This is a genomic window from Ruegeria sp. AF7 (genome assembly GCF_056541885.1).
In genome coordinates, this window is record NZ_JBQFYX010000059.1 from 1 (window position 1) to 761 (window position 761).

At 65.0% G+C, this 761-nt stretch carries 1 protein-coding gene; it reads right to left on the bottom strand.

Going from position 1 to position 761, the window contains the following annotated elements; genetic code table 11:
• The coding region (glyA, locus tag ACR0AP_RS20930; protein ID WP_480509229.1) for a serine hydroxymethyltransferase at nt 1–761 on the bottom strand (761 nt) is incomplete at both ends.

Here is a 761-nt window from a genome sequence, read left to right on the forward strand (position 1 = left end):
TCGGCCTCGCCAAAGCCGCGGGTGGTGCCGGCGGGGCTGCCCAGGCGGATGCCCGACGTGATGGTCGGCTTTTCCGGGTCAAACGGCACGCCGTTCTTGTTGCAGGTGATATGCGCCCGGCCCAGGGCCTTTTCGGTGGCGTTGCCCTTGACGCCCTTGGGGCGCAGGTCGACCAGCACCACATGGGTGTCGGTGCCGTGGGTCACGGTGTCGAGCCCGCCCTTGATCAGCTGATCGCTGAGCGCCTGCGCATTGATCACGACCTGCTGGATGTAGCTTTTGAACTCGGGGCGCAGCGCCTCGCCAAAGGCCACGGCCTTGGCCGCGATCACATGCATCAGCGGGCCGCCCTGAATGCCGGGGAAGATCGCCGAATTCACTTTCTTAGCGATATCTTCATCATTGGTCAGGATCATGCCCCCACGTGGGCCGCGCAGGGTCTTGTGTGTGGTGGTGGTCGCCACATGCGCGTAGGGGAACGGGCTGGGGTGCTCGCCCGCCGCAACCAGACCGGCGAAATGCGCCATGTCCACGTGCAGATAGGCGCCGACCATGTCGGCGATCTGACGCATGCGGGCAAAGTCGATCTGACGCGGGATGGCCGAACCGCCCGCGATGATCAGCTTGGGGTTATGCTCTTTCGCCAGCGCCTCGACCTGATCATAGTCCAGCATGTTGTCCTGCTGGCGCACGCCGTATTGCACGGCGTTGAACCACTTGCCCGACTGGTTGGGCCGCGCGCCGTGGGTCAGGTGGCCACC